Source organism: Novosphingobium fuchskuhlense, assembly GCF_001519075.1.
Lineage (GTDB): Bacteria > Pseudomonadota > Alphaproteobacteria > Sphingomonadales > Sphingomonadaceae > Novosphingobium > Novosphingobium fuchskuhlense.
This window is the reverse complement of the sequence record NZ_KQ954244.1, coordinates 1,041,803-1,066,627: the sequence shown is the minus strand read 5'-3', so window position 1 is coordinate 1,066,627 and position 24,825 is coordinate 1,041,803. Positions and strand designations below refer to the sequence as shown.

General features: G+C 66.2%; 24 protein-coding genes. 12 read left to right on the top strand and 12 right to left on the bottom strand.

Translation table 11 applies throughout. From position 1 onward, the window contains the following. The first annotated feature begins 355 nt into the window (after positions 1-355). Together AQZ52_RS04850 and AQZ52_RS04845 are read left to right on the top strand one after the other, a co-directional pair. Positions 356-1,549, top strand: a complete 1,194-nt coding sequence (locus AQZ52_RS04850; RefSeq protein WP_067906882.1) for an acyl-CoA dehydrogenase family protein — start codon at positions 356-358, stop codon at positions 1,547-1,549. 64 nt (positions 1,550-1,613) lie between these two features. Beyond that, positions 1,614-2,744 carry an acyl-CoA dehydrogenase family protein gene (locus tag AQZ52_RS04845; RefSeq protein ID WP_067906880.1) on the top strand — a complete coding sequence of 377 codons (1,131 nt, stop codon included), beginning with the start codon at positions 1,614-1,616 and terminating at the stop codon, positions 2,742-2,744. A 61-nt stretch (positions 2,745-2,805) separates the two neighbouring features. On the opposite strand, the gene AQZ52_RS04840 is transcribed toward AQZ52_RS04845, so the two are convergent. Together AQZ52_RS04840 and mutM are read right to left on the bottom strand one after the other, a co-directional pair. Beyond that, the gene (locus AQZ52_RS04840) at positions 2,806-3,777 is read right to left on the bottom strand and encodes an NAD(P)H-dependent flavin oxidoreductase (protein WP_067906878.1); all 972 of its coding nucleotides are present in this window, start codon (positions 3,775-3,777) and stop codon (positions 2,806-2,808) included. Positions 3,778-3,850: 73 nt separating this feature from the next. Beyond that, the gene (gene mutM / locus AQZ52_RS04835; RefSeq protein WP_067906877.1) at positions 3,851-4,663 is read right to left on the bottom strand and encodes a bifunctional DNA-formamidopyrimidine glycosylase/DNA-(apurinic or apyrimidinic site) lyase; all 813 of its coding nucleotides are present in this window, start codon (positions 4,661-4,663) and stop codon (positions 3,851-3,853) included. A 60-nt stretch (positions 4,664-4,723) separates the two neighbouring features. On the opposite strand from mutM, the gene ubiE reads away from it, so the two are divergent. The 3 genes from ubiE to AQZ52_RS04820 are packed head-to-tail and all read left to right on the top strand — an operon-like array spanning position 4,724 to position 8,160. Further along, entirely contained in the window at positions 4,724-5,476 is a 753-nt protein-coding gene (ubiE, locus tag AQZ52_RS04830) for a bifunctional demethylmenaquinone methyltransferase/2-methoxy-6-polyprenyl-1,4-benzoquinol methylase UbiE (RefSeq protein ID WP_067906875.1), read from the top strand. A 10-nt stretch (positions 5,477-5,486) separates the two neighbouring features. Then, positions 5,487-7,040: a 2-polyprenylphenol 6-hydroxylase gene (gene ubiB / locus AQZ52_RS04825; RefSeq protein ID WP_067906873.1), complete on the top strand. Its 1,554-nt coding sequence runs from the start codon at positions 5,487-5,489 to the stop codon at positions 7,038-7,040. A 1-nt stretch (position 7,041) separates the two neighbouring features. Next, complete coding sequence (locus AQZ52_RS04820; protein WP_067906871.1) at positions 7,042-8,160, top strand: acyltransferase family protein; 1,119 nt, start codon at positions 7,042-7,044, stop codon at positions 8,158-8,160. Here AQZ52_RS04820 and AQZ52_RS04815 read toward each other — a convergent pair. After that, a complete protein-coding gene (locus AQZ52_RS04815) occupies positions 8,157-8,561 on the bottom strand; it encodes a hypothetical protein (protein ID WP_067906869.1) in 405 nt (134 codons plus the stop codon). The two genes, AQZ52_RS04820 and AQZ52_RS04815, sit on opposite strands and share 4 nt — an antisense overlap. A gap of 110 nt (positions 8,562-8,671) precedes the next feature. Between AQZ52_RS04815 and coaBC the strand changes: the two genes are divergently transcribed. Both coaBC and dut read left to right on the top strand, forming a co-directional pair. After that, the gene (coaBC, locus tag AQZ52_RS04810) at positions 8,672-9,865 is read left to right on the top strand and encodes a bifunctional phosphopantothenoylcysteine decarboxylase/phosphopantothenate--cysteine ligase CoaBC (protein WP_067909456.1); all 1,194 of its coding nucleotides are present in this window, start codon (positions 8,672-8,674) and stop codon (positions 9,863-9,865) included. Further along, positions 9,852-10,322 carry a dUTP diphosphatase gene (dut, locus tag AQZ52_RS04805; RefSeq protein ID WP_067906867.1) on the top strand — a complete coding sequence of 157 codons (471 nt, stop codon included), beginning with the start codon at positions 9,852-9,854 and terminating at the stop codon, positions 10,320-10,322. The genes coaBC and dut overlap by 14 nt, the downstream gene beginning before the upstream one ends. Before the next feature lie 19 nt (positions 10,323-10,341). Here the strand turns inward: dut and AQZ52_RS04800 are convergent, their stop codons facing one another. From AQZ52_RS04800 to secB, 4 genes are all read right to left on the bottom strand, one after another. Then, positions 10,342-11,043: a DUF4136 domain-containing protein gene (locus AQZ52_RS04800; protein WP_067906865.1), complete on the bottom strand. Its 702-nt coding sequence runs from the start codon at positions 11,041-11,043 to the stop codon at positions 10,342-10,344. A gap of 209 nt (positions 11,044-11,252) precedes the next feature. Beyond that, positions 11,253-12,272, bottom strand: coding sequence for a tryptophan--tRNA ligase (gene trpS / locus AQZ52_RS04795; protein ID WP_067906863.1), 1,020 nt, complete (start codon positions 12,270-12,272; stop codon positions 11,253-11,255). An 8-nt stretch (positions 12,273-12,280) separates the two neighbouring features. Then, the gene (gene murJ, locus AQZ52_RS04790; protein ID WP_067906861.1) at positions 12,281-13,858 is read right to left on the bottom strand and encodes a murein biosynthesis integral membrane protein MurJ; all 1,578 of its coding nucleotides are present in this window, start codon (positions 13,856-13,858) and stop codon (positions 12,281-12,283) included. A gap of 43 nt (positions 13,859-13,901) precedes the next feature. Further along, the gene (secB, locus tag AQZ52_RS04785; protein ID WP_067906859.1) at positions 13,902-14,441 is read right to left on the bottom strand and encodes a protein-export chaperone SecB; all 540 of its coding nucleotides are present in this window, start codon (positions 14,439-14,441) and stop codon (positions 13,902-13,904) included. Positions 14,442-14,725: 284 nt separating this feature from the next. Here secB and AQZ52_RS04780 point away from each other — a divergent pair, with 284 nt between their 5' ends. Genes AQZ52_RS04780 through AQZ52_RS04770 form a run of 3 tightly spaced genes read left to right on the top strand, consistent with a single transcriptional unit; the run spans position 14,726 to position 17,189 of the window. Continuing rightward, the gene (locus AQZ52_RS04780; RefSeq protein ID WP_067906857.1) at positions 14,726-15,400 is read left to right on the top strand and encodes a Tim44/TimA family putative adaptor protein; all 675 of its coding nucleotides are present in this window, start codon (positions 14,726-14,728) and stop codon (positions 15,398-15,400) included. Positions 15,401-15,405: 5 nt separating this feature from the next. Further along, a complete protein-coding gene (gene mltA / locus AQZ52_RS04775; protein ID WP_205626411.1) occupies positions 15,406-16,605 on the top strand; it encodes a murein transglycosylase A in 1,200 nt (399 codons plus the stop codon). Beyond that, positions 16,602-17,189 carry a Smr/MutS family protein gene (locus tag AQZ52_RS04770; RefSeq protein WP_067906853.1) on the top strand — a complete coding sequence of 196 codons (588 nt, stop codon included), beginning with the start codon at positions 16,602-16,604 and terminating at the stop codon, positions 17,187-17,189. Before mltA ends, AQZ52_RS04770 begins: the two co-directional genes overlap by 4 nt. Positions 17,190-17,199: 10 nt before the next feature. Here the strand turns inward: AQZ52_RS04770 and AQZ52_RS04765 are convergent, their stop codons facing one another. Both AQZ52_RS04765 and dapE read right to left on the bottom strand, forming a co-directional pair. Continuing rightward, entirely contained in the window at positions 17,200-17,880 is a 681-nt protein-coding gene (locus AQZ52_RS04765; RefSeq protein WP_156424781.1) for a hypothetical protein, read from the bottom strand. Between the two features lie 11 nt (positions 17,881-17,891). Continuing rightward, positions 17,892-19,037 carry a succinyl-diaminopimelate desuccinylase gene (gene dapE / locus AQZ52_RS04760; RefSeq protein WP_067906849.1) on the bottom strand — a complete coding sequence of 382 codons (1,146 nt, stop codon included), beginning with the start codon at positions 19,035-19,037 and terminating at the stop codon, positions 17,892-17,894. A 44-nt stretch (positions 19,038-19,081) separates the two neighbouring features. Between dapE and AQZ52_RS04755 the strand changes: the two genes are divergently transcribed. Beyond that, positions 19,082-19,546, top strand: coding sequence for a cupin domain-containing protein (locus AQZ52_RS04755; protein WP_067906847.1), 465 nt, complete (start codon positions 19,082-19,084; stop codon positions 19,544-19,546). A gap of 15 nt (positions 19,547-19,561) precedes the next feature. Here AQZ52_RS04755 and AQZ52_RS04750 read toward each other — a convergent pair whose 3' ends face one another. Next, complete coding sequence (locus AQZ52_RS04750) at positions 19,562-20,230, bottom strand: glutathione S-transferase family protein (protein ID WP_067906845.1); 669 nt, start codon at positions 20,228-20,230, stop codon at positions 19,562-19,564. Positions 20,231-20,365: 135 nt separating this feature from the next. On the opposite strand from AQZ52_RS04750, the gene AQZ52_RS04745 reads away from it, so the two are divergent. Then, positions 20,366-22,327, top strand: coding sequence for a putative bifunctional diguanylate cyclase/phosphodiesterase (locus AQZ52_RS04745; RefSeq protein WP_082697554.1), 1,962 nt, complete (start codon positions 20,366-20,368; stop codon positions 22,325-22,327). Positions 22,328-22,336: 9 nt separating this feature from the next. Here the strand turns inward: AQZ52_RS04745 and yihA are convergent, their stop codons facing one another. Both yihA and yidC read right to left on the bottom strand, forming a co-directional pair. Next, positions 22,337-22,999, bottom strand: a complete 663-nt coding sequence (yihA, locus tag AQZ52_RS04740; RefSeq protein ID WP_067906843.1) for a ribosome biogenesis GTP-binding protein YihA/YsxC — start codon at positions 22,997-22,999, stop codon at positions 22,337-22,339. Further along, the gene (yidC, locus tag AQZ52_RS04735) at positions 22,996-24,822 is read right to left on the bottom strand and encodes a membrane protein insertase YidC (RefSeq protein WP_067906841.1); all 1,827 of its coding nucleotides are present in this window, start codon (positions 24,820-24,822) and stop codon (positions 22,996-22,998) included. Before yidC ends, yihA begins: the two co-directional genes overlap by 4 nt. Positions 24,823-24,825 lie beyond the last annotated feature (3 nt).

Here is a 24,825-nt window from a genome sequence, read left to right as displayed (position 1 = left end):
TTGCGAGCACTTTTGTGCGTGCGGACGCCGCGAATCGATAGACCGACCCGCTTACGTCCTGCTGCTCTGGCAAAACCCGCGGTGAACTGCAAGCAGAAATGCAAGCGATTGAATCGATCCTTGCCCCTCAAGGCAGGACCGTGGCTTTCTGGCCGCAGTGCCCTGGGCCGCAGCCACTGGCAGGGGATGGCAGGTGAAGGGGGGAAGTGCACACGGTGGAGCGGCACAATGCGCCTCTTGACGTTTACGTAAAGTGGAAGGATGGAGGGGTGAGCAGACCGGTTCCGCCTCGCGCGCGCCCGAGTCCCGCCACATCACGGGCAGCCAAGCCCCTGAACTGAAAAGGGAGAGCACCATGCATCTTGATTTCAGCCCCGAGGACCTCGCCTTCCAGCAGGAAGTGCGTACGTTCATCGCCGAGAACTATCCGGCTGAACTGCGCGGCAAGCAGGACGAGGGCGACGAGCTTTCGAAGGAAGACTTCCTCTCCTGGCACAAGGTGCTGGCGAAGAAGGGCTGGGTCGCCCCCGCATGGCCGGTGGAATACGGCGGCACCGGCTGGACCGCGACGCAGCGCTACATCTGGTCGGAAGAAACCGCGCGCGCGGACTGCATCCGCCTGATGCCCTTCGGCCTCTCGATGGTCGGCCCGGTGATCTACACCTTCGGCACGGCAGAGCAGAAGGCCAAGTACCTCCCCCGCATCCTTTCGGGCGAGGACTGGTGGTGCCAGGGCTATTCGGAGCCGGGTTCGGGCAGCGACCTTGCCTCGCTGCGCACCAAGGCAGTGCGTGATGGTGACCATTATGTCGTCAACGGCCAGAAGACCTGGACGACGATGGCGCAGCATGCCGACTGGGGCTTCTTCCTCGTCCGCACCGATCCCGATGCCAAGCAGCAGGAGGGTATCTCGTTCCTGCTGATCGACATGAAGACGCCGGGCATCACCGTGCGCCCGATCATCACGCTGGGCGGTGAGCACGAAGTCAACGAAGTCTGGCTGGAAGATGTGCGCGTACCGGTCGAGAACCGCGTCTATGAAGAGAACAAGGGCTGGACCTGCGCCAAGTTCCTGCTGGCGCACGAGCGCACCGGGATCGCGGGCGTGGCAGCCTCGAAGCGCGGCATCGAAAAGGTGAAAACCATCGCGCGGGCCGAGATGGATGGCGACAAGCCGCTGATCGCCAACGCCTTCTTCAAGCGCAAGATCGCCGAACTGGAGATGGACCTGACTGCCCTTGAGTTCACCGAGCTGCGCAGCCTTGCAGGCGAAAGTGCCGGCAAGGGCCCGGGGCCGGAATCGAGCCTGCTCAAGATCAAGGGTTCGGAAATCCAGCAGCGGCTGACCGAGCTGACGCTGGAAGCGGTCGGCCACTATGGCGCGCCCTATTTCCGTGGTTTTGGCGATGGCGATAACGAGCACCCGATCGGGCCGGACTACGCGCACCGCGCCGCACCGACCTATTTCAACACCCGCAAGACAACGATCTACGGCGGTTCGAACGAGATCCAGCGCAATATCATCGCCAAGATGGTGCTGGGGCTCTGAGTGAAAAGGGAGGCCGCCGCGCGGGGATAACGACGCGGCGGCCCTGAAGCGGGACTTGAGGACAATGGATTTCAGCTACACCGAAACGCAGGACATGCTGCGTGACACGCTCGCGCGCTTTCTGGCCGACACCTATGATTTCGAGACGCGCAAGAAGATGCTGCTGCGCCCCGAAGGCCGCGATCCGGGCATCTGGCGCGCGCTGGCGACCGAGCTCGGCATTCTGGGCGCGCCCTTCGCCGAAGAGCATGGCGGCCTTGGCGGCGGCGCGCTCGAGAACATGATCATGATGGAAGAGCTGGGCAAGGTCATCGCGATCGAGCCTTACCTCCAGACCGTCGTCATCGGCGGCGGCGCGATGAAGCGTGCGCCGGCCGCCATGGCCGATGCCGTGATCCCCGAGATCATCGCGGGCAATGCCGTGCTCGCCTTCGCCTATGCCGAACCGCAGGGCCGCTATGACCTCGCCAACATCCGTACCACCGCCAAGGCGGACGGCGCGGGCTATGTGCTCTCTGGCCATAAGGCGGTGGTCTATGCCGCGCCGTGGGCGACGCATCTTCTGGTGACGGCGCGCACCGGCGGGTCCGTGCGGGAGCGCGATGGCGTGGAGCTGTTCCTGATCGACGCCAGCCTGCCCGGCATTGTGCGGCGGGATTACCCCACCGTCGACGGCTTCCAGGCCAGCGAAATCTACTTCGAGAACGTGGCGATTCCGGGTGACGCGCATGTCCCCGGCGGGATCGACCTCATCGAGCTGCTGGCCGACGAAGCCACCATGGCAATCTGCGGCGAGGCCTGCGGAGTGAGCCGCAAGCTGCACGAGGGCACGCTTGACTACATCAAGCAGCGCAAGCAGTTCGGCCAGCCGATCGGCAAGTTCCAGGTGCTGCAGCACCGCATGGCCGACATGTTCGTCGAAATGGAACAGATCGCCTCGATGGCGCTGATGGGCACGCTCAAGCTCGATCTGCCGGCGGCCGAGCGCAAGGCGGCGGTGAGCCTCGCCAAGGCCAAAGTCGCGCGCTCGATCAATTTCGTGGGGCAGAACGCGATCCAGACCCACGGTGGCATCGGCATCACCGTCGAGCTCGCCATCGGCCATTACTTCAAGCGCGGCACGATGATCGAGAACCAGTTCGGCTCGGCGGACTTCCACCTTGGCCGGTTCGAGGACCTGACACTGGCGGCTTGAGGCTGCCGGACAGCGGGACGAAAAAGCCCTCTCCCCTCGGCGGGGAGAGGGCTTTTTCGTGTCAGACCATCCCCGCCAGTCGCTCGCGGATGATGCTGTTCGCCTGCGCCATGATCCGGTCGATCAGCTCCTTGCAGGTCGGGATATCGTGGATCAGGCCGGCGACCATGCCGCAGCTCCACGCGCCAGCTTCCATTTCCCCGTCCATCATGATGCGCGGGTAGACGCCCGCGACTTCCTCGATGATGTCTTCGAACTTGATGTCCGGCCCAAGGCGGCGTTCCTTTTCGAGCAGGCGTTCGACCGCAGCATTGGTCAGCACGCGCTCTGTATTTCGCAGCGGGCGCATGACAAGGCGTGTGTCGAGTTCCGATGCGGCAACAAGCGCCTGCTTCACCTTTTCATGCACCGGCGCTTCCTTGGTGGCGATGAAGCGCGTGCCCATGTTGATGCCTTCCGCGCCCAGCGCCAGCGCGGCGACGAGGCTGCGGCCATCGGCCATGCCGCCCGAGGCGACAAAGGGAATCGTGAGCTCTTCGGCCGCACGGGGAAGCAGGATGAAGTTCGGGATATCGTCCTCACCCGGGTGGCCGCCGCATTCGAAGCCATCGACAGAGATCGCATCGCAGCCGACGTTCTGCGCCTTCACGCTGTGGCGCACCGAGGTGCACTTGTGGATCACCTTGATCCCGGCGTCCTTGAAATAGGGCAAGAACGGCGCGGGGTTGTTGCCCGCGGTTTCGACGATCTTCACCCCGCCTTCGATGATCGTACGGATGTAGCCCGGATAATCGGGCGAGTTGACCGTGGGCAGGAAGGTGAGATTCACGCCGAAGGGCTTGTCGGTCATGTCCTTGCAGCGCGCGATTTCGTTGGCGAGATCGGCAGCGGTCTTCTGCGTGAGGCCGGTGATGATGCCGAGCCCGCCCGCGTTCGAGACGGCGGCGGCCATTTCGGCAAAGCCGACATAGTGCATGCCGCCCTGGATGATCGGGTGCTCGATACCGAACAATTCGGTGATGCGGGTCTTCATGTGCGTTCTCTCCCTTTTGCGGAGAGATTGGCCAGCCCAGCGACGGCGCGCAAGAGGCCGATTTCCCTTCCTGCTATTTCTGGCAGCGCGCGCAGAAGAAGGTGGAGCGCCCGCCCTGCACGATCCGGTTCACCGGCCTACCGCAAGCGCAGGGATCGCCTTCGCGCCCGTAGACGCGCCAGTCCTTGGCGAAATAGCCGAGTTCCCCATCAGGGCGCACATAATCGCGCAAGGTGGAGCCGCCGGCGCGAATCGCTTCTTCGAGCACCGCGCGGATTTCCGGCACCAGACGGGTCAGCGCAGCGCGGCTGACCTTGCCCGCCTCGCGCTCGGGGTGGATCTTCGCCCGGTGGAGCGCCTCGCAGACGTAGATGTTGCCGAGACCCGCCACGATCTGCTGATCCAGAAGGAGCAGCTTCACGGCGGCAAACCGGCCATCGAAGGCCTTGGCGAGGTGGCCGGGGGTCAGCCCGGGGCCCAGTGGTTCCGGACCCATCGCTGCGAATTGCGGCCATGCCTCCAGTGCATCGGTATCAACCAGATCGACCGAGCCGAAGCGGCGGGCATCGTTGAGCGCGAGCGTTCGCCCCGCGCCCGTTTCGAGCACGAGATGGTCGTGCTTGCCGATTGCGTCCGGATCGATTCGCCAGCGCCCGCTCATGCCAAGGTGGAAGACCATGGTCTGCCCGCGATCGACGTGGATGAGGCCGTACTTCGCACGCCGCGAGAGGCCCGTGACGCGCGCGCCAGTGAGTGCCTGCACCAATTGAGGCGGAAACGGGCGGCGCAGGTCTGCGCGGCGGGTCTCGATACGTGCGATAACCTGTCCATCAAGGACATGGGCAAGGCCGCGGACGGTGGTTTCTACCTCTGGCAGTTCGGGCATGATACGATTGCCCCTAACAGGCTTTGCGGTTGCGGCAATTCCCCCGTAAAGGCGCGAAGTATGACTGACGCAACCGCTGGCGAGCCCGAAACCGTCTCCTTCGGCTATGAGGAGGTAACCCCCGAGGAAAAGACCGAGCGCGTGGGCGCGGTATTTTCCTCCGTCGCCAAGAGCTACGACCGGATGAACGATGCCATGTCGGCGGGGATGCACCGGCTCTGGAAAGACCGCTTCGTGCGCCGGGTAAAGCCGCGCGAGGGCGAAACGATCCTCGACATGGCGGGCGGCACCGGCGACATCGCCTTCCGCATGGCGCGGCATGGTGCGGCGATCACGGTTTCGGACATCAACCAAGACATGCTCGATGTGGGCATCGAGCGCGCGGAAAAGCAGGGCATTCAGGGGCTGGCGTGGTCGCGCCAGAACGCCGAGGAACTGACCTTCGGCGACCGGGAATTCAACGCCTATACGATTGCCTTCGGCATCCGCAACGTGACGCGGATCGACAAGGCCCTGGCCGAGGCGCACCGCGTACTGAAGCCCGGCGGGCGGTTCTTCGTCCTCGAATTCTCGACGACCGAATGGCCGGGATTTGCCGAAGTCTATGATTTCTATTCGCACCGGATCGTGCCGCAGCTGGGGCAGATGATTGCAGGCGATTCGGAATCGTACCGTTACCTGATCGAATCGATCCGCCGCTTCCCCAAGATGCGCGAGTTCGAGGGGATGATCCGCAGCGCCGGCTTCCGCCACACCAAGGTCGAGCCGATCCTGGGCGGGGCCGTGGCCATCCATTCGGGCTGGAAGATCTAAGGCCCACATCTTGGCTCGGCACATCACCCATATCCGCCGCCTGCTGGGCTGGGGCATCACGCTTGCCCGGCATGGCGCGCTGATCGGCATCGAGAACGATGCAAATACCCCCGCACCGGTGCGCCGGCTGGTCAAGGTCGCGCGCTGGATTTCGCTGACCGGCAAGGGGCGCGAGCGGGACTACGCCGGGGCCTTTCGCGCGATTGGCCCGGCAGCAATCAAGCTGGGGCAGACGCTGGCGACACGGCCCGATCTGGTCGGACCGGGGCCGGCGGAAAACCTCCTCAAGCTGCAGGACAAGCTGCCTCCGGTAGCGTTCTCGCAGATTCGGCACGAGATCGAATCGACGTTCGAACGTCCGCTGGAAGCGCTGTTCCGCGCGTTCGAGGAAGAACCCGTGGGCGCGGCTTCGGTGGCGCAGGTCCACCGCGCGGTGACGACCGACGGGCGCAAGGTGGCGGTGAAAGTGCTGCGCCCCGGCGTGCGCGAGAAGTTCGCCGCCGATATCGCGACATACGAATGGGCGGCGGCGCATCTCGAATCGTTCGGCGGCGAGGCCTCGCGCCTCAGGCCGCGCATGGTGATCGCCAACTTCAAGCGCTGGACCTTGCGCGAGCTGGACTTGCGCCGCGAGGCGGCCTCGGCCTCGGAACTTGCCGAGCAGATGCATGCCTTTCCCGGCTACCGTGTGCCCTCGATCGACTGGGACCGCACCAACGGCCGGGTGATGACGCTCGACTGGATCGACGGCATCAAGATCAGCGACAACGCGGCGATCGATGCTGCCGGCCATGATCGTAAGGCGCTTGCGAGCCGGCTGGTGCTCGCTTTCCTCAATCAGGCGATCAGCGGCGGGTTTTTTCATGCGGACATGCACCAGGGCAACCTGTTCATCGAAGCCGACGGCACGATCACCGCGATCGACTTCGGTATCATGGGCCGGATCGACCGGCGCGCACGGCAATGGCTGGCGGAAATCCTCTATGGCCTGACCACGGGCAACTACACCCGCGTCGCCGAAATCCATTTCGAGGCGCAATACGTGCCGAGCTATCATTCAGTCGACGAGTTCGCGACGGCCCTGCGCGCGGTGGGCGAACCGATGCGCGGCAAGCCGGTGAGTGAGCTATCGGTCGGCCAGATGCTCGACGGGCTGTTTGCGATCACCCGCGATTTCGACATGCAGACCCAGCCGCACCTGCTGTTGCTGCAGAAGACGATGGTGATGGTCGAAGGCATCGCCACCCAGCTCGACCCTTCGATCAACATGTGGGAAGTCGCCGCGCCCTATGTGCGCGAGTGGATCCGCGACGAGCTGGGGCCAGAAGCCGCGATTGCCGAGCGCATCCGCGCCAACGTGAAGACGCTGCTCGGCCTGCCCGATCTGGTGCGCCGCGTGGAGGAACGCTTCCCGCCCAAGGGCGGCGCGCCGGAGGATCCGCCGCTGCCGCCGATCGCACTGATCGGGGATGGCCGCGGGCTCAAGTGGCTGGGCTATGGTGCTGCCGCCGTGATCGGCGCAGCTGCGAGCGCCGGGGTGATCCTGCTTGGCCCGTGGGGCTGATGTGGCGAAGTCCCCTCCCCTGCCCGGCCTGCGCTTGCCCAAGCGGCACTTCAACGCGCTCGACCTCTCGCGCCTGCTGGCGGCCTGCGCGGTGCTCTTCTGGCACTACCAGCATTTCTTCGTGCCCCCGGTGGACTACCAGTTCCATGTGAACCGGCCCAAGGTCTCGCCGCTCTATCCCGAGCTGTGGTGGCTGTTCGACTATGGCCACGTCGCGGTGCAGTATTTCTGGGCGGTTTCGGGCTTTGTCTTCGCGCATGTGTACCTTGCGGACGCAGGCGCGCGCGGGCGGTTCTGGCTGGCACGGGTGGCGCGGCTGTGGCCGCTGCACCTGCTGACGCTGGTGCTCGTGGCCGTGCTGCAGGCGGCCTACAGCGGGGTGAACGGCACCGAATTCATCTACCACCATCAGGACCTGAAGCATTTCCTGCTGAGCCTGGGGCTCGCGCATTACTGGGGCTGGCAGGCGGACCAATCGTTCAACGGGCCATCGTGGTCGCTCTCGACCGAGATCCTGGCCTATGCGGCGTTCTGGCTGCTGCTGCCGGGCCTGCGCAAATCGCCTACCGTGCTGGCGCTGACGGCGGCGGTGATGGCGCTCGCGCTGTTTTTCCTGAAGGCGCCGGACGGCCCCGTGTTCACCTGCATCGGGTACTTCTTCGGCGGCGCGGCGGTCTATGGCGCGGCGCTGAAGGGCGGGCTGCGCGCGGGCGTGCTCGCGGCGCTCGCGGGGCTGCTTACCGGGGCGGCGCTGTGGCTGGGGCTCCATTGGCACTGGGGCGATGCGGCAACGCTGCTGGGCACGTTTGCGGCGCTGCTGGCCGTGCTGGCGATCGACACGGCGGACCGGAATGACAAGCTGGCGGCGGCGCGGCACCTCGGCGATGCGTCCTACGGGGTCTACCTCTGGCACTTCCCGCTCCAGCTCGCGCTGGTGCTGTTGATCGATGGCATGCTGGGTTCGCGCGGGATCGCCCGGCAGCCCGCGTTCCTGCTGTTCTTTGTCGGCCTCAGCGTGCTGGCAGGCTTTGCCTCGCACCGCTGGTTCGAGCGGCCGGCGCAGAAGCTGGTGCTGAAGCTGGCGGGCAAAGGCCGGGCGGGACGTACTGCCCCGGCCTAACCCGCGATCTCGGCGATCTTGTGGTGCGGCAGCAGGCGCCACGCCGCGAGCGCCAGAACGACATGTCCGGCCTCGACCGCCATCGGCATCGGCCAGCCGGGATAGGCACCAACCACGGCCAGATTGACCGCACGGCCGAACAGCGTGGTGCCGAAGAGCAGCGCAGGGACGAGCAGCAAATCCGCATTGCGCCGCCACGCCCCCCACATCATGCACACCGCGCCGACGCCGAAGAACGACGTCATGTCGCCGCGAATGGTCGAGAGGCCGGCGGTGCCGATGGGGGCAACGCCGAAGACCGCGCCCGACGCGGTGGATTGCGGGGTAAGCAGGAAGGAGCCCGCCATCGAGAGGTCGAACATCCCGACGAGGAAGATCAGAGCAGTCAGGATCAGGCGCATCGCTCGGGGTTCCTTGTGTTTGTTCCAGCGTGGGCCAGTGGACGTGCGGACGCAAGGGCAGTGCAGCAAAACGATTGCGCAAGGACACGCGCCATTGCACAAGCGCGGCCATGCTCGGCAAGCGCATCCTCCTCATCATCGGCGGCGGCATCGCGGCCTACAAGGCCAGCGAACTCGTGCGCCTGATCCGGCGCGAGGGCGGCGCGGTCACCTGCGTGCTGACGAAGAGCGGGGCGCAGTTCGTGACCCCGATGACGCTCGCCGCGCTGAGCGAAAACGAGGTCCACACCACGCTGTGGGACCTCGATGCCGAGGCCAGGATGGGCCACATCCAGCTTTCGCGGAATGCCGATCTCGTGGTGGTCTGCCCGGCAACGGCGGATCTCATGGCGAAGATGGCGGCAGGGATCGCAGATGATCTGGCAACGACGCTGCTGCTGGCGACCGACAAGCCGGTGCTCGCCGTGCCGGCGATGAACGTGCGGATGTGGGAGCATCCCGCGACCCGCCGCAACGTCACGACTTTGCGCGCCGACGGGATCGACGTGATCGAGCCCGATGCGGGGCCCATGGCCTGCGGCGAATTCGGCCCAGGGCGCTTGCCCGAACCGCCTGCGATCCTTGCGGCGATTGCCGCGAAGCTGGGCGGCGGGCCGACCGGGGCGCTGGCCGGCAAGCACATGCTGGTGACGGCAGGGCCAACGCACGAACCGATTGATCCGGTGCGCTATATCGCCAACCGCTCCAGTGGGAAGCAGGGCTTCGCGATTGCAGCGGCGGCGGCGCGGATGGGCGCGCGGGTCACGCTGGTCGCGGGGCCGGTAACCTTGCCGACACCGCCGGGCGTGACGCGCGTCGATGTGGAAAGCGCGCGCGAAATGGCCGCAGCTGTCGCTGCCGCGCTGCCCGCCGATGTCGCGGTGATGGTGGCCGCAGTGGCAGACTGGCGGGTTGCGACTGAGGCCGGCCAGAAGCTCAAGAAAGATGGTTCGGGCGCGGTGCCGCCGCTGCACCTGACCGAGAACCCGGATATTCTGGCGCGGCTGGGCGCGTCCCCCGAACGCCCGCGCCTGCTGGTGGGCTTTGCCGCAGAAACCGAGAACGTGGTCACGCACGCCAAGGCCAAGCTCGCCCGCAAGGGTGCGGACTGGATCGTGGCGAACGACGTTTCGGGCGATGTCATGGGGGGCCACCTCAATGCAGTGCACATCGTGCGCGCGGAGGGGGTGGAGAGCCTGCCCGAAATGCCCAAGGACGCGGTCGCTGCCGCGCTGGTCGAGAGGATTGCCGATGCACTCAGCTGAACCCGTGCCCGTGATGGTCAAGCGCCTGCCGGGCAACGAGGACCTGCCCCTGCCCGCTTACGCGACGGCGGGCGCGGCGGGGATGGATGTTGTCTCGGCGGAGGATGTCGATCTTGCACCTGGTGCGCGCCATGCGGTGGCGACGGGCCTTGCCATGGCGATTCCCGAAGGCTTCGAGATCCAGGTGCGCCCGCGTTCGGGGCTGGCGCTGAAGCACGGGGTGACGGTGCCCAACACGCCTGGGACCATCGACAGCGACTATCGCGGCGAGCTCAAGGTCATCATGATCAATCTCGGCGCGGAGACGTTCTCCATCCGCCGGGGCGACCGCGTGGCGCAGCTCGTGCTTGCGCCAGTAACGCGGGCAAGCTGGCTGGAAGTCGAATCGCTGGACGAGACCGCGCGCGGAGAAGGCGGGTTTGGCTCAACCGGCGGGCTGGCGGCCCTGCCCGGCTGAACCCCACCGCTGCGGGCAATCAGCCCTTCTTCTTCTTTTCAGGCGCGATCGAGATCTTGACCGTCTCGCCGCTGTGGCCGGGGAAGCCGGTGAACATCGCCTCGACCAGATTGGGCACGAGATAGGGCAGGCGGTTCGAGGTGGAAGCCGCCTCGGCCTTGCCTTCGAACAGGCGTTTGCCATCTGCGCGGCGGTCGATCTTCATATCGATGCCGCTGGTGTAGACGGTCACGACATCGACGTTGTTGTAGCCGTTATAGAAAAACGGATCGTAGAAGCCGTAGCCCCAGGGGCCGCCGAAGCCGCGGCGGCCGAAGCCACCCCAGCCCGGACCCCAGCCACCATAGCCCGGGCCCCAGCCCGGACCGTACCAGCCGCCCCAGTAGGGATCGCCGAAGCCGGTGGTGCGCAGCTTGTCACGCCCCTTGTCGACGCCGTAGTCGAACTGGACGACAAGATCGGCCGCCTGCGGGCTGGTGGCGGGCACATAGCCCACCTTCTGCAGCTGGGCGGCGACGAGGCTGGCGTACTGCGAGAATTCGAGGCCGCCGGCGTTGCGCGGGTCCTGCGGGACAATCGCGAAGCTCTGGCCAGCCGGCGCCGGCAATTCGGCCTGGAAGCGCGAGACGTTGGCATTGAAGGGGGCAGCGCACGCGCCGAGTGTAAGCAGCAGCGGTGCTGCCAGCATGGCGAAGCGATTGCGCATGGGATCAAAGTTCATATCCGGCGACTCCTAGGTGCGGGTCCGGCTCCCCTGTCAGCCAGCACCGGCGCATTGGTAGCATGGGAATGGGTTGCGCGTCAGGTGCTGAATGGCCGTTGAACGATGGAGCAGAAACCCCGCAATTGCGGGCGATTTCAGCACAAAAGGGCCAATCTGATGCAATTTGTTACACCCCCGCAGCACACCGCTCACACGGGAAGAGGGGACTACCCCCTGAGCAGCCCCAGCGCGGCATAGGCGCGTGCCAGGGTCGGTGCGGCAAGCGTGCGGGCGCGCGCCGCGCCATCGGCGAGAATGGCATCGAGCGCGGCGGTATCGCTGCGCAGGTCGCGGTAGCGCGCGGTGATCGGGGCGAGCTTTTCCACCAGCAGTTCGCCCAGCGCCGGCTTGAACGCGCCGAAGCCCTGCCCGCCGAATTGCGCGAGCACATCGGCCTGGCAGATTCCGGCCATCGCCGCATAGATGCCGACGAGGTTCGCCGCCTCGGGCCGTTCCTTGAGGCCATCCAGCTCACCCGGCAGCGGCTCGGGATCGGTCTTGGCCTTGCGCACCTTCTGCATGATCGCGTCGGCATCGTCGGTCAGGTTGATCCGGCTCATGTCGGAAGGATCGGACTTCGACATCTTTGCCGATCCGTCGCGCAGGCTCATGATGCGGGCGGCTTCGGGCGGGATGATCGCCTCGGGCTGGGTGAAGACGGGGGCATCCTCGGAAGCGAAATCATTGTTGAACTTCTGTGCGATATCGCGCGCAAGTTCGAGGTGCTGCTTCTGGTCCTCGCCCACCGGCACGTGTGTCGCCTGATAGAGCAGCACGTCCGCCGCCTGCAGCACCGGATAGGTGAACAGCGCGACAGAGGCGCCTTCGCGGTTCTTGCCGGCCTTGTCCTTCCACTGCGTCATCCGATTCAGCCAGCCCATGCGGGCGGTGCCGGTGAGCAGCCATTGCAGCTCCGCATGGGCGGGAACCTGCGTCTGGTTGAACAGGATCGACCGGTTGGGATCGATCCCGCAAGCCACCAGCGCGGCGACCATCTCGCGCGTGCCCGCCGTCAGCGCGGCAGGATCGTGCGGCATCGAGATCGCGTGGAGATCGGCGAGGAAATAGAGGCATTCGTGCCCCTGCGCGGTCCATTCGTCCTGCATCGCCACCCAGTTCCGGATCGCGCCCAGATAGTTGCCGAGATGGAGATTGCCGGTGGGCTGGATGCCCGAGACGATACGCATGGACGGGTTCACTCTGATGGGGCGCGCTTGCGGCGCAGGAGAAGCTGAAGATCGGCCTTCGAGAAGGCGCCAAGCAGGATGGCGGCAAGCCCATAGACGAGCCCGCCCGCCGAGACCAGCACCGCGAGCGTCAGGAAGCGTACGAGCCACGTGCCGTGGACATAGGGCATGAGAAGGCCCTGCCCGGCCCAGAGCACGGCGCCCATGGCCAGCGCGGCAAGCGCAAGGCGGGGGACGCGGCGGCGCAGGCGCGCATCGGTGGTGAACTGCCCGCGCGCCACGAGGGTGCGGTAGAGCATCGCCACGTTGACGGTGGAGGCAATGGCCGTCGCGAGCGGCGGCCCGGCATGCTGCAGCGGCAGGATCAGCGCCAGATTGAGGACAAGGTTCACCCCCATCGAGATCGTGGCATAGCGCACCGGGGTGACGGTATCCTGCCGCGCATAATAGCCCGGCGTGAGCACTTTCACGAGGATGTAGCTGGGCAGGCCGATCGAAAAGGCGGCGAGCGCCTGCGCGGTGAAGTGCGCGTCCTGCGGCGTGAAGCGCCCATAGCCGAACAGTGCGGCCGCGATGGGTTCGCCGCAGAGCACGAGCGCAACGGTGGCGGGAAGCGTAAGCAACAGGGCGAGTTCGAGCCCGCGGTTCTGGGTCTCCATCGCGGCCGCTTCATCCCCACCGCCGAGCTGGCGCGAGATCGTGGGCAGCAGCACCGTGCCAAGCCCGATGCCGATGAGGCCCAGCGGGAGCTGGTTCAGCCGGTCCGCCATGTAGATGTAGGTCACCGAGCCATGCGCGAGGAGCGAGGCCGCGAGTGCGGTGGAAATGACGAGGTTGATCTGCACGGCACCGGCCCCGGCAGCGGCAGGCCAGATCAGCGCCATCAGCCGCTTCACGTCGGCATCGAGGCGCGGCAGGCGCAGGCGCAGGCTGACCCCGGCGCGGCGGCAGGCCCAGACCAGCCACGCGAGCTGGAGCGCGCCCGAAACCGAAACGCCGATGGCCTGATTGCGCGCGGTGACCATCGGATCAGCCGAATGGAACAGCAGCAGGGCCGCGATCAGCGTCAGGTTCAGCAGGATCGGCGCGGCCGCGTTGACCCAGAACTTGTGGAGCGAATTGAGGATGCCCCCGCACAGCGAAACGAGGCTGATGAGCATGAGATAGGGGATCGTCATGCGCGAGAGCGAGACCGCGAAGGCGAACTGATCGGCGCTGACGCCGTTGAACTGGCCTGACAGAACCAGCGTGACGGGCCAGGCCAAGACCTCGAGCAGCACTGTCATCACGATCAGCACCGGCAGCAGCACGGCAAGCGCGCGCTCGGCGAAATCGAGCCCGTCGGGCAAGCCCTGCCCTTCGGGATCGCCCACCTTGCGGTTGAACATCGGAATGAAGGCCGAGGCGAACGCGCCCTCGGCAAAGAGGGCGCGGAACATGTTGGGCAGGCGGAAGGCGACGAGGAACGCATCGGACGCAAAGCCTGCCCCGACATAGCGGGCGAACAGGCTGTCGCGCACCAGGCCCAGAACACGGCTGGCGAGCGTGAGCCCGCCAATCGTGCCGGTCGCCTTCAAAAGGTTCATGGCCGCGGCTTCATGGCGCGGAATGCCATGACCGTGCCCCGGATCAGGCCTGCCCGGCCGTGCCGGCGGCCAGCTGCTCGGCCTGTTGCTGCTGCAGCTGGGCAAGGTAGAGGCCGTTGAAATCGATCGGTTCGAGCAGCAGCGGCGCAAAGCCGGCATCGCGCGAGGCGTCGGCGATGATGCGGCGGGCAAACGGGAACACGAGGCGCGGACCTTCGGCGAAGAGGAACGGGTGCGCCATGTCTTCGGTCACATTGCGCATGCCGATCAGCGCGCCGTAGACCAGCTCGATCGCCATCACGATACCTTGCGGCGCGCGCGAGGTGGCGGTGATCTTCATTTCGATCTCGTGGAGATCGGGCCCGACCGGGCGCGCGCCGATGTTGAAATCGACCGAGACCTCGGGCGCTTCGGCCCAGCTGAAGCTCTCCGGCGCGTTGGGGTTCTCGACCGAGAGATCCTTGATGTATTGCGAGATCAGGCCGATCGCGGGGCTGGTATCCTCGCCGTTGGGGGCAGGGCCGTCTGCGCCAGGGGCTGCATCGAGATCGAGCGGGGTGATGATATCGCCTTCTTCGGCCATGATGGTGCTTTCATGCGGATGGGTTGGAACGGGTCGGTTCGGATTGGCGCGCGCCTAGCATCTGCCGGGGAATGGGGCAATCGCGCTTGCGTAGCAGTGCGGCCGGGCCCCGGTGGCGGGCAGTGCACCAATAGGCAGGCGAAAATCCGTCTCCGGAACCCAAACCGGGTGCCATCCACGCGTTGTTCATTTGTATTTCGTAACCACATAGGGCACGATGATGACTTGGCAGCGACCGGGACACCGCAGCCCCGATGCCGCCCGATTGAGCAGGATGTGGCCTTGTGATTGTTGAAATTGTGATTCTCGCGATGATCGCAGCATTCCTGGGCCTGCGACTCTATGCCGTGCTCGGCCGCCGGCCCGAACAGAACGAGGAGCCACTGCGTCGCCGGGTAGAGCAGCCCGATCCCGCCAGCACGCCGCGCAGCCTGCCGCCGCGTCTGCCCGAAAAGACCGCGACTGCTCCCCGCGCGCTGCCTCTGCCGCAGGATAGCCAACTCGATTCCCGCGCCGAAGCCGGCGTACGGGCGATCATTGGCGCGGACCGCCGGTTCGATGTCGGCCAGTTCCTGGCCGGCGCGCGCGGTGCCTATGGCATGGTGCTTGAGGCCTTCTGGCGCGGCGACAAGGAAGACCTTTCGCAGCTGTGCGACAGCGACGTCTATGCCGGCTTTGCCGAAGCCATCGACGCGCGCGCTGCTGCTGGCGAGGCAATCACGGCAAAGCTGATCCGCATCGAGGAAGCGCGTATCGTCGATGCGAGCTACACCGCGCCGCGGGCCCGCATCACCGTCAGCTTCGTCGCCGATGTCGCCTCGGTCACCCGTGATGCCAGCGGCGCCGTGGTGGCAGGCTCGCTCGACGATGCGATCGAGACCCGCGACGTCTGGACCTTCTCGCGCGATCTCACCGCGCGCGATCCGGACTGGGTCGTCGACGAGACCGACGAGGGCTGATCACCGTGACGGTAAGGCGGGCACGACGGGCCGGTGCGCCGGCCTGGCTCGCCGTGCTGGCACCCGCGCTGCTTTCGGGCTGCATTCCGCTCATTCCAGAAGGCGCCCCGGTGCCACCGGTGCCGCCCCGGGCGCCCAATGCGGCCCTGATCGGCACGCGCCCGGGCCCCATGGCAGCAGGCCTCGGCTTCAGCGAGAGCAATGCCCGCACCGCCCTGAGTGCCTTTGCCGCAAGTTGTCCGCGCCTGATCCGGCGCAGCGATACGAGCGGCCTCACCCGGCCGGAAGACTGGGCCCCGGCCTGCGCGGCCGCCGCTGCATGGCCGGCGGAGGACGCCAGAGGCTTCTTCACCCGCTATTTCGAGACCGCAACCGTGGCGCGCGGCGAGGCGCTGGTCACCGGCTACTATGAGCCCGAGATCGCCGGCGTGCGTACCCGCCAGCCGGGCTTTGACGTGCCGGTCTTCGCCCTGCCGCCCGATCTTGTCCGCGCCCGCCCCGGCGACGCGCCGCCGCAGCCCGATGGCACGATGCCGCTTGGCCGCTATGACGAGACCGGGCGCTTCGTGCCCTATTTCGATCGCGCCGCAATCGAGAACGGCGCACTGGCAGGCAAGGGGCTGGAGATTGCCTGGGTGGCGGACCGGGCCGAACTGTTCTTCCTGCAAGTGCAGGGTTCGGGCCGCCTGCGCGCGCCGGACGGCACCGTGCTGCGGCTCGGCTTTGCCGGGCAGAACGGGTACCAGTATACCGGCATCGGCAGCGTGATGCGCGCGCAGGGGCTGATCGGCAGCGGGCCGGGGCAGTATCCCGGCTCGATGCAGGGCATTCTGCGTTATATTCACGAGCATCCGGCCGAAGGGGCCGCGCTGATGCGGCAGAACCAGAGCTATGTGTTCTTCCGCGAGCGGACGGGGCAGGACACGGTGGGCGCGCTGGGCGTGCCGATTGCCCCGCGCACCACACTGGCGGCCGACCCGGCCTTCGTGCCGCTGGGCGCGCCCGTCTGGCTGCAGGGTGATGGCGGCATCAGCGGGCTCTGGGTGGCGCAGGATACCGGCGGGGCGATCAAGGGGCCCAACCGGTTCGACAGCTTCTGGGGTGCGGGCGATCAAGCGCGCGCCATCGCCGGCGGCATGCGTGCGCAGGGGCAAGCGCTGATCCTGCTGCCAAAGGGCACTCTGGCCCGCCTGGGCAGGCAATGAGAGCGCCCCCACGAGGGCTGAGCCCCGAGGAAGCCGCCTTGTGGCGGCGGGTCGCAGCGACGGTAACCCCGATCCATCCCAAACGTCCCGTGCCTGCCATCGCATCAACTGCGGCGCAGAACGAGCCGCCGCCCCTGCCGCCCAAGCGCGTCAAAGGCCGCGTGCCCCCGCCGCGCTCGGAGCCGGTGGCGGCGGCCACCCCGGTGCGTCCCCTCACCGCTGGCGGGCTCGATTCGAGCTGGGAGCGCAAGCTGACGCGCGGACCGCTCCAGCCCGATGTGACAATCGACCTTCACGGTCTTTCCATCGCCTTGGCGCACAGCCGACTGAACGGCGGGATCGAGCAGGCCCTGGCGATGGGCGCACGGGTGATCCTGCTGATCGCGGGCAAGCACCGCCCGGTGGCGGAAAACGGGCTACCCAACCACCTGGAACCGGGCGACAAGCGCGGTGCGATCCGTGCCAGACTGCTTGACTGGCTGGCCGCAAGCCCGCAAGCGGGGCGCATCGCCTCGGTGCGACCAGCCCAGCCGCGCCATGGCGGCGACGGCGCGGTCTATATCGTGCTGAGGAAAGCGCGGTAACGCAGCTGCGTCAGTCTGCCGTGAACAGCGGCTGGAAATCGCCCGCCCCGAGCCCTGCGTCCGCATTCACCCGCTTGTTAGCCTCAGGCACCCACGGCAGCCGCTTCACCAGCACGCGCGAAACAGGTTCGTCCGTAACCGTGAGGGTGATCGAACGCAGCGCGTAGCCCGGGCCGAAGGCAGAGGTGAAATCATCGGGCGCGACCCGGCGAACGGTTCTCGGGTCGGCCGGATCACCAAACGTGACGAGCAGTGGATAGTCCTCGACCGGCAGGGTCAGCCGTGGCCTGATGCCACGCAGGGCCGCGTGCGCTTCGGCCGTTTCCCAACCGCCAAACTGCCTCGGCAGCGGCGGCGTGGAAGCCGCGCCGTGCCTCATGGCGTTCGCAAAAACGTCTCGAAAGTAGTCTTTGGTGCCGGCGTACGGATTCTGCGCCCCGGCAAGTAGTGCCACAAGCACTCTGCTGTCGGGTAGGTCTACCGCAACAGCCTCGCCCTTGAGCGGAAAGTCGATGCCTTCGAACCCTGTACCCACAGCCAGCTTTTGAACGCCGGTCTCGATCACGCCCGAGCCGGTGCGCACGCCTTCGGGGGTCTGCACCATCACCGTCAAGCGGTAGCGCACGGCATCGACCTTGCCATCGCAGGCAGCCAGCAGGCCCAGCGCCATGAGGATCAGGTATCGGGCCACTTTCACGCCCGCTAACTTCGCAATGCCGCTTCGGCGATGCGGCGATAAATGCGCACGAGGACTTCGAGGTCCTCCACCGCCACCGCCTCGTCGGTCTTGTGCATCGTCGCGTTGGTGAGGCCGAACTCGATCACCGGGCACAGCGCGCGAAGGAAGCGGGCGTCGGACGTGCCGCCAGTAGTTGAGAGTTCGGGATTGATGCCGGTTTCGGCCTCGACCGCCGCTGCAACCAGTGCGGACTGCGCGCCGGGGAGCGTGATGAAGGCCTCGCCGTGCAGGGTCGCGCGCACTTCGGTGCGGTGCCTGGCCGCGATCTCTGTGACGCGGTCAACCAGCGCCTGCCCGGTGTGGTGATCGTTGTAGCGGATCGAAAGCCGCGCGCGGGCTTCCGCCGGGATCACATTGGTGGCGCGGTTGCCGACTTCGAGATCGGTGATCTCGAGGTTCGAGGGCTGGAACCACGCGCTCCCCTCGTCGAGCACCAGCGCATCGAGTTCCGCGAGCAGCGCGACAAGGCGCGGGATCGGATTGTCGGCAAGGTGCGGATAGGCGACATGGCCCTGCGCGCCCTTGGCCGTCAGCCAGATATTGACCGAGCCGCGGCGCCCTATCTTCACCATATCGCCCAGCCGGTGCACCGAAGTCGGCTCGCCCACCAGGCAGAAGTCCGGCACTTCGCCCAGATCGCGGATATGCGCGATCAGCGGCACCGTCCCGTACTTGGCGGGGCCCTCCTCATCGCCGGTGATGATGAAGCTCACCGTTCCGGCCTCGACGGGGATCTGCTCCACAGCGCAGACCATAGCCGCAATCGCGCCCTTCATGTCGACAGCGCCGCGCCCGTAAAGCACCCTCCCGCCGGGAAGCTCCCGCACCTCGGCGGCAAACGGCGGGCTCGACCAGCCCTCGCCCGGCGGCACGACATCAAGGTGCCCGGCAAAGGCGAAGTGGCGGCTGCCTGGCGGGCCCTGACGGATCGCGAACAGGTTCTCAACCGGGCCTTCAGGCGGCTCCCCTGCAATGAAGCGGTGAACGGCAAAGCCGAGTGGTGCGAGCATGGACTCCAGATCATCAAACACTGCGCCGGTGGCAGGGGTGACACTGGGCGCCTCGATCAGTGCGGACGTGCGGGCAAGGACATCGCTGGGCATGGACATGGAGCCGCGTTAGACCAGAGACTGCGACGAAGAAAGGACCCCGAATGCCCAGGCTCGACATGGATGTCATTCCCCAGACCAACCGCACCGGCTATCCTGCCCCGTTTGACGAGCAGGTTCAGGGGCGCTGGTATCGGCGGCTCGGCCCGGCGAGCGGGCTGACGCACCTCAGGGTAAGCCATGTCGTGCTCAAGCCCGGCGCATGGTCATCGCAGCGCCACTGGCACGACGCCGAGGACGAGTTCGTCGTGATCCTTTCGGGCGAGGCCGAGCTTGTCGACGATAGTGGGGTGCATCTGATGCGCGCGGGCGATTGCGCCAGCTTTCCGGCAGGCGAGCGCAATGGGCACTGCCTGCGCAACGTTTCAACTGCGGACTGCGTGCTGATCGCAGCGGCAGCGGGCGATCATGACGGCAACGGCGGCTATTCCGACATCGACATGATGTTCACCGGCGACAGCTATTTCCGCAAGGACGGCACGCCCTATGAGAGCGACAGAATCCGCTGACCATTCGGACCGATCTCAGGTCTTTGCCGCCGCATCGAAATGCGGGATCGCCCATGGCTCTGCTTCGGCAGCGGCGCGCCAGGCTTCGAGCCATTCGTGTTCCCACACCGCGTCCATATAGGTCGCGGCGAAGCCCGGCACCGGCACCCCATATTGGCGCAGCCGCACCACGACTGGCGCAAACACAATATCCGCCGCGCTGAAAGTGCCGAACAGGAATGGCCCGCCTTGCGCAAAGCGGGCACGGGCCTGCGCCCAAAGGGTCAGGATGCGTTCGACATCGGCGCGCACGGCGGGGGTGAGCGGCGTGGCGGTCGGCGCCATGCGCAAGTTGAACGGCAGTTCACCGCGCATAGCGGCAAAGCCCGCATGCATTTCAGCGACCATCGCGCGGGCCATGCCGCGTGCATCGTCCGCTTTGGGCCAGTACCGGTCGCGTCCCACCTTGTCCGCCAGGTATTCGAGAATGGCGAAGCTGTCCCACACCACGACATCGTTGTCCCAGAGCACCGGCACCTTGCCTAGCGCGGGGGCCAGCTCGGGAATGGCAGTTTTGGTTGCTTCCCAGCCCTCGCCATAGAGCGGGATCACTTGCGTCTCGAAGGCAAGACCGGACTGGCGGGCTGCCAGCCAGCCGCGCAGCGACCAGCTGGAATAAGAACGGTTGCCGATCACGAGCTTCATGACCGGTATGCCTAAGCCGTCGCCGCTGTGGTGTCGAGGCGGGCGGGAAGGTTAGTTTTTTCTAGTGGGTCCCGGCGCATTCGCGCGGAGGGTGCAGGCAACGCGGGGACAAGGCCGGGCAGGCCATAAGGCCCCATGGGTTTGAAGGCACACGCCTCTGAAAAACGGCCCGGCGGGCATGACGGCTTTCCCGGCGAGGCGGCCGGACGGCGGCCGCTACCTGTTGAACAGGTTCTCCGCCTGCGCCAGCAGATGCCGCCGATGTACCTCATCCTGACGATGAACGCGGCAGCGCTGGCCTATACGCATCACGTGAGTGCGCCGCGCTGGCTCTCGGTTGAACTTCCAGTGATCCTGATCGGTGCCTGCCTGATCCGGCTCATGCATTGGCTGCAGCCGGTCGACGAGGGCGCGGTCACGCTTGAAAGCGCGCGGCGGATACTGCGGCGGACCGAGATCATGGCAACGCTGCTGTCGGTCCTGTTCGTCACGTGGGCGCTTGCGCTTGACCAATATGGCACCGGCGACCAGCACGGCCATGTCACGGTATTCGTGGCGATCACGGTGATGGGTTGCATCTTCTGCCTCACCTACCTGCCACGCGCGGCGCACCTTGTCTGCTACACGGTGCTGGGCGTGTTTCTTACCTATTGCCTGGCGCGCGGCACGGTGACCATGGGTTCGATGGCGCTCAACATCCTGATGGTCGGCGTGGTCGTGCTCAAGGTTCTGCGCGATTCCTTCGGATCGTTCACCGCGCTCGAAGATTCACGCGCGGCGCTTCAGCACGAGCGGGCACAGGCACAGCATCTGGCGGAAGAGAACGCGCGGCTCGCGCATTCCGATCCACTGACCGGCCTGCCCAATCGCCGCTATTTCTTCGCGCGGCTCGATGCGCTGCTTGCACGCGGCGAACCGGCGTCGCCCTTCACGATCGGCGTGATCGACCTCGACCGCTTCAAGCCGATCAACGATGTCCATGGCCACGCCGAAGGCGACCGCCTGCTGCAGGTGATCGGCGAGCGCCTGCAGACAGCAAGCGGTCCCGACTGCGTGATCGCGAGGCTGGGCGGCGACGAATTCGGGCTGATCATCGAGGGATCACTGGAAACGGCCGAAGCGAAGGGTGCATGGCTGTGCGAGCGCGTGCAGCAAGCGGTGCCGCTGGGCGACATTGTCGTCTCGGTCGGTTGCTCGGGCGGGCTGGCCGCCTGGCCCGAGGCAGGGACTTCGGCGCATGACCTGTTCGACCGCGCCGACTTTGCGCTCTATCATGCCAAGAAGGCGCGGCGCGGAGGCATCGTGCGTTTTTCCTCGGAACTGGAGCGCATCATCCGGTCCGAGCAGGCGCTGGAAGCGGCCCTCCACAGTGCAGACCTGAAGCGCGAGCTGGCGATGGTCTACCAGCCGATCATGCGCACCCGTTCATTGACCATGGTGGGCGTGGAAGCGCTGGCGCGCTGGGAATCGCCGATGATCGGGGCGGTACCGGCGGAGTTGCTGTTTTCGGCCGCGGAACGGCTCGGCATGGCCCGCACTGTGACCCTCGCGGCGTTCGACCGGGTGCTGACGGACTTCGCGCGCCTGCCATCGGACCAGCGGCTGTCATTCAATCTGGCCCCGACCGATATCACCGATCCCGGCACGGTGGCCGCGCTGATCGAACGGATTGCCCGCAGCGGTATTGATGCGCAGCGGCTAGTGTTCGAGATCACAGAAACATCTCTGATCTGCGATTTCGATGCGGCTCGTGCCGCGCTGGAGCAATTGCGCGCCTGCGGGGCAAAGATCGCGCTCGACGATTTCGGGACCGGCTATTCCAGCCTCAGCACGCTGCACATGCTGCCCATCGACATCATCAAGATCGACCGCAGCTTCGCACTGCGGCTGGATGATGCGGAGGGACGGCGGCTGGTGCGCGCGATCTTCAACCTCACGCGTTCGCTCAACCTCGAATGCGTGTTCGAGGGGATCGAGACCGAAATGCAGCTGATGGAAGCGACTCTGGCGGGCTTCCACTATGCGCAGGGCTACTTCATCGAGCGGCCAGTGGCGCTGGATGTGTTGTTGGAGCGGCAATCGAGCCGGGCGGCCTAGAGCCGGGACCTAGATCGCCGCATCTTCCAGGATGGCGGCACGCAGTTCGGGAATGCCCATCTTGAGTTCCGAAGAGGTGACGTGGATCTGCGGATAGGCGGCAGTGCGCTTGCGCGCGGCCACCTCGGTCGCGGCGACAGTGGCGGCAAGTTCACTGGCCTTGATCTTGTCCGCTTTGGTCAGCACGACGCGGTAACCGACTGCGGCCTCGTCAAGCATCTGCATCATGTCCTCGTCGACCGGCTTGATGCCGTGCCGCGCGTCAATCAGCAGCAGCGTGCGCTTGAGCACGACGCGGCCACGCAGGAAATCGCGCACGAGGCGCTTCCACTGCTCGGTGACGCTCGGCGGCGCCTTGGCAAATCCGTAGCCGGGCATGTCGACCAGCCGCATCTGGACCGGCTCGGCGACATCGAAGAAATTGAGTTCCTGCGTGCGGCCTGGCGTGACCGAAGTGCGCGCCAGCGAGTTGCGGCCCGTGAGCGCGTTGAGCAGCGAGGACTTGCCCACGTTCGAGCGCCCCGAAAAGGCGATCTCGGGCACCGTGGGATCGGGCAGGAACTTCAGGGCGGGTGCGGACTTGAGAAAGGTGATCGGCCCGGCAAACAACCGCCGGGCACGCTCTTCCATTTCCGCGCGGGCTGCGGCCTCCGATTCGGTCAGTTCACTCATCGCGCTTTGGGCTTGCGCGGCCCGCCCTTGGGGTCCTGCGCCTTCTGCTCGCGGGCAACCACGCGGTCGATATCGAGCTGGTCCTTGCTGGCCTGCGCCTTAAGCTGCGGGTGCTTGCTGTAGAGATACTTCTGCTGCGCGATGGTGAGCAGGTTCGAGGTGATCCAGTAGATCAGCAGGCCCGCCGCGAAGGGCGCCATCACAAACATCATCATCCACGGCATCAGCGCCATGACCTGCTGCTGCGCCGGGTCCATCGCCGCAGGTTGCAGCTTGAACTGCGCCCACATCGTGATGCCGAGCAGGATCGCCAGCACGCCGATGGCGAGGAAGGCCGGCGGGGTGAACGGGAGCAGGCCGAACAGGTTGAGCACATGCAGCGGATCAGGTGCGGACAGGTCCTTGATCCAGCCGACGAAGGGCTGGTGGCGCATCTCGATGGTGAGCACGAGCACCTTGTAGAGCGCGAAGAACACCGGGATCTGCAGGAAGATCGGCAGGCAGCCGGCGAGCGGGTTGACCCCTTCCGCCTTGTAGAGCGCCATGATCTCTTGCTGCTGCTTCTGCTTGTCGTCCTTGAAGCGTTCCTGGATGACCTTGAGCTTGGGCTGGATAGCACGCATTGCGGCCATCGAGGCGAACTGGCGCTGTGCCACCGGGAACATCATGCCGCGCACGATCAGCGTGAGCAGGATGATCGCGAGGCCGAAGTTGTGCACCGCGCGGAACAGCGAATCGAGCAGCCAGAAGATCGGCTTCTCGAACCAGCGGAACCAGCCCCAGTCGATCGAGAGCGAAAGGTTGGTCGCGCCCTGCTTCTCATAGGCTTCGAGGACGTTGTTTTCCTTGGCACCGGCGAAAAGACGCACGGTCTGTGTCGCGGTCTGCCCGGGGGCGACGGTGGCCACCGGATAGATGAGATCGGCGCGGAAGATATCGGGGCCGACGTTGCGAAAATCGCCCTTGGGCTGCGCGGCGCCGTTCGCCGTGTCGGGGATCAGCGCGGAAAGCCAGTAGATATCGGTGAAGCCGATCCAGTTCGCCGTGCCTGCCGGGCTGACCGTGCCAGCGGTCTTCACGTCGGAATAGTTGTTGGCGAACGTCACGGCGCCATCGAACGCGGCGATCGGGCCCGAATGGACGTTCCACGTGTCGATACTCGCGGTACGATCAGTGCGGTTGACGAGCGCAAAGGGCTTGATCTGCACCGGAGCCGTACCGGCATTGCTGACCGACTGCGTCACCGTGATCATGTAGTCCGCATCGATCGCATAGCGCAGCGCGTAAGTCTGGCCGGTGGGGCTGGTCCAGCGCAGGGTCACCGGCGTGGCGGGGGTGAGCTTCGCACCATCGGCCTGCCAGAGCGTGTCCGGCCCCGGCGCGGCGGCGCCGTTCTGGCCAACCCAGCCGAGCTGGGCATAGTGCTGTTCCGGCGTGCCGGGGGGCGAGAACAGACGCACCGGCGGACTGTTCTTGTCGAGCGTTTCGCGGTGGCGGGCGAGCGTGAGGTCATCGACCAGGCCGCCCACGAGATTGATCGAACCCTTGAGCCCCGGCGCGTCGACGGTGACGCGGTGACCGGCGGCAAGCGCGGCTGCGAGTTCATGCTTTTCGAGCGCGATGTCAGCGGGGGCCTGCAGACCGCCTTCGCGGGTGGGCTTGAGCGTGGGCGCGGGCGCAGGGGCACCGGGCGCCGCTGCGGCGGTGGCGCCGGCAGCAGGCTTGGGCGCGGGCGGGTAATAGTACCGCATGCCCAAGTCCCAGCCGACGAGCATGAGGGCCATGAGCACCATCGCCAGGATCACATTGCGCTGATTTTCCACTCT